Annotated in this window: 3 protein-coding genes; 1 reads left to right on the top strand and 2 read right to left on the bottom strand. The window is 66.3% G+C overall.

Features of this window, described 5'->3' with window-relative positions; translation table 11 throughout:
- Both VF769_RS12560 and VF769_RS12555 read right to left on the bottom strand, forming a co-directional pair.
- Positions 1–1,618: protein-disulfide reductase DsbD domain-containing protein (locus VF769_RS12560; protein ID WP_331008760.1), on the bottom strand; the 1,618-nt coding region annotated here is incomplete at its 3' end.
- A gap of 122 nt (positions 1,619–1,740) precedes the next feature.
- Positions 1,741–2,556 (bottom strand): SapC family protein, encoded by an 816-nt coding sequence (locus tag VF769_RS12555; RefSeq protein ID WP_331008759.1) that lies wholly within the window; start codon positions 2,554–2,556, stop codon positions 1,741–1,743.
- A gap of 161 nt (positions 2,557–2,717) precedes the next feature.
- Here VF769_RS12555 and VF769_RS12550 point away from each other — a divergent pair.
- The coding region (locus VF769_RS12550) for a DUF885 family protein (protein ID WP_331008758.1) at positions 2,718–3,494 on the top strand (777 nt) is incomplete at its 3' end.

Genomic DNA, 3,494 nt, shown 5'->3' with positions numbered 1-3,494 from the left:
AGCCGGTTTGCTCCGCCAAGACCCAGACAAGCCACACCGCCGCGCCGAACATCGGGAACGCGAGCACGTTCTTGGCGCGCTCCATCCACGGCCCCGGCTTCGGCACCAGCTTCTGCAAGCCCGGCAAGAAATGCAGCAGCGTCAGCGGCAGCGCAAAGCCCAGGCCGAGCGCCGCGAAGATCAGCACGGTCACGCCCGCCGATTGCGTGAGCGCCGCGCCGATCGCACCGGCCATGAAGGGCGCTGTGCACGGCGTCGCTGCGATCACCGCCAAGGCGCCTGTAAAAAACGCGCCCGCGTCGCCACCGCGCGCGGTCAAGCCAGACCCGGTATTCTGCAACGACCCGCCAATGTCGAACACGCCGAGCAGGTTCAGCCCAATCGCGAAGAAGAGCAGCGCCAACGCGCTCGTCACCCATGGCGCCTGTAATTGGAACCCCCACCCAACCGCCTCGCCGGCGCCGCGCAATGCAATCAGCAGCACCGCGAGCGCCAGGAAGGTCGCCATCACGCCGACGAAATAGAGCGCGCCGTGCCTGTGCGCTTCGCCATTCTGCACGCCGCCCGCAAAAGCGAGCGCCTTCACCGACAATACCGGCAGCACGCACGGCATCACATTGAGAATAAGGCCGCCCACAAACGCCAAGCCCAGCGCCGCAATCAGGGCCAATGCGGAGAGCGGCTCGGCGGGGATCGCGGCGGCGGCCGCGCGTCCGCCCTCAAGCTCCGCCAATTTGTAATCATCGGAGAGCGTCACGGGCGCTTCGTCCGTCCCCGCGATCGGCTCACCCGGCTGCGCCTCGATTTCCACGCCGCGATGAACCCACGCGCCGCCCTCGCGCACCTCAAAGGCCACCACGCCGGCAAGTGGGACTTGCCCCAGATTGTCGGCCACGCCCGGAGTCAGACTGAAACTCGCCCCGCCGACGCCGACGCGCGCCAATTGCGGCTCGCCAGCGCGCATCGTATCGCGCCCGTACGCGAAGAAGCGCGCGTTGCGGATTTCGGTCGCGTTGGGCAGGGCCACGCTCAAACGCGCCGGCGACCCCGCGCTGATGCGCGCATCCACACGCGCCGCATTGCTTGGGAGCGCCGCGACCGCTTGCGCAATTCGCGGCGCCCATTGCGGATCGTCGCGCCCCGCCGCTGCGATCGACACATCGAGCGTGAGATCCATTTCTTCGGGAATGCAGATGTCGGAGCAGACCAACCAATACGCATGCACCGGCAGCGTCACGGTCGAGCCCACGCGCGCATTGGCCGGCGCCGTCACCTCGATCGGAAACAGCACTTCGCCTTCGTAGCCAAAGTTCACCAGCATCGCGAACGGGATCGCTTCCGGCGTCGGCCATTGGATCGGGCCGATCCGCCAGCCCGCCGGCGCCGACCAAGTCAGCTCCGTCGGCTCGCCGCTGTCGCCCGGATTGATCCAATAGGTGTGCCAGTGCTCGCGAATATTCTGGCGCAGCACGATGGTGAACGTCTCACCCGGCGCCACCGCCGCGCGCGACGAATGCAATGAGCCCTCGACCTGCCGCTCGCCTGGTAAAGGCTGCGCCGCCGCGGGCGCGGCAAGCGAAAACGCGAGGAGGATCAGTCCGACAACGAAACGCAGCATGTTTGGCGACATAAGCTCCCCAGCCGAACCGTCCAGTGCGACCGCCTGTCCAGGCTACGGCCCAAAGAAAAGCGCCCCTCCCGCGAGGGAGAGGCGCTTCTTTATACGTCCGAGCGGCGCTCTTAGTTGCTGAGCGGCGTCGAAGCCTGAATCCGCGCAGCGCGGCTCAGGATCTTCGGCCACAGGCCCAGCGAGAGCAGGTGCGCGTGCATCACAGCCGTGACGCCGCGATCGCGCAGCTCGAGATAGGTTTCTTTCGGAAGCGCATTGAGCTTCTTTTCGTCGATCCGCAGATACTCGCCAATCTTCATCGGCTCGTCCGGCGTGCCGTCCGGCTTGGCGCGCGGCAGCGCCAGCGGGGTCAGCTCAAACAGATTGTGCTGATCCATCAGCTTCACGAACTCGCTGGTGCGGCGGCCCAGCACGTCGAATTCACGGCAGAATTGGATCGCTTCCTGCGTGTAACGCGAGGGCTGGTCACCCTCGAAGAACGGCAGTTCCGGCGTGGTCGAGAGCATCTTCGCGGCGCGATCGATGCAAACGAGAACACGGTCGCCGTCCTGGCCTTGCGCTTGCCCTTCCGGCTGCGGCCCACCCGCCATCACGGGCAGGAACGGATAGCGGCGCGCGAACGCAGGCAAGTACACTTCCGGATCAAGCGAGCCATCGGCGCCCAAGAACACGTTCATGCCGGGGCGCAGCCCCATCACGGCCAGCGGCGTCTTCGATTGCGTGTCGAAAATGATCGGATAGCAGACGGCCGCAAGGCCGAATTCATCCACCGTCAGCGGCACCAGATGCGTATCCGCCAAGAACGAGAATGGGGTCGAGACTTGGCTCACGCCAAGCGTTCGATGCTTCTCGATCGAGAGCGGCTCAAGCTGGCGATAGAACAGAATTTTGCCCAGCGTTTGCTGGCCGCCTTGGGCGGTCGTCATGGGTGTCTCCGCGAGTTCCCTACCACAGGGCCGATGTCCAACCACGAATGCGCGCTCACCGCAACACTGGACCGCAAATCGGCTGCGCGGGAACCGCTTTTCCAGGGCCCGACGCATGATATGTGAACCCAAGCGCTCGGTTCGGCGCGTGCGAGGGGAACATGAAGCCATTCCAATGGGCTGCCGCCTTGGCCGTGGGCTTGGTCCTGGCCGCCTGCGGACCGCGCGCGGCCCAGCCTATGACGGCATTCGAGGGGCGGCTCACGGACTGGGCGCGCGCCATCCTGGCGGACAGCCCTGAGCTCGCTTCCCACGCCGGGGTATCAGAGGATGCGGCGGGCGGGCCCTACGCGGCCCGTCTCGACGACCGCTCGCCACTCGCCGCCGAAGCCCGCCGCAGCGCCGCCATTCGCCGCTACGCGGAATTGCGTGCGTTGGACGTGGACGGCTTGGACGACGCCAATCGGCTCACCTACGACATCCTGGAGACCCAGTTCGCGAACGCAGCAGCCGGCGCCGCGTTTTCCTATGGCGACTTCACGCCGCTCGGCGGCATTCGCCCCTACGTGCTCAACCAGATGGACAGCGCGTTCCTGACCCTGCCCGCATTCCTCGACGAGCGCCACGACATCGCCAACAGCGCCGATGCGGAGAATTATATCGCACGCCTGCGCGCCGTCGCCGCAGCCATCGATCAGGAGACCGAACGCGCGCGCCTCGACGCGGTGCAGGGCGTGCGTCCGCCCGGCTTTATCATGGACGCGACCTTCAACGCGCTCCAAGGCGTGCTGCAGATCGCGCCCATGTCGCAACCCTATATCGTGAGCTTCCGTCGCAAACTCGATGCACTGGCCGCCGCCGAGCCAGACGTCAACCGCCGCGCCGAGATCGAGCGCGCCAACCTGGCTCTGCTGGCGCGCGCTGAAATCATCGTGCGC

Origin of the sequence: Vitreimonas sp. (genome assembly GCF_036392335.1) — a bacterium.
Taxonomy (GTDB): Bacteria; Pseudomonadota; Alphaproteobacteria; order Caulobacterales; family Aquidulcibacteraceae; genus Vitreimonas.
The sequence above is the reverse complement of the archived record's forward strand: the minus strand, read 5'-3'. Positions and strand labels throughout refer to the sequence as shown.

What these genes read in the sequence shown, in the direction of transcription:
- VF769_RS12555 (WP_331008759.1), bottom strand. Translation starts at nt 2,556, where the DNA reads ATGACGACCGCCCAAGGCGGCCAGCAAACGCTGGGCAAAATTCTGTTC.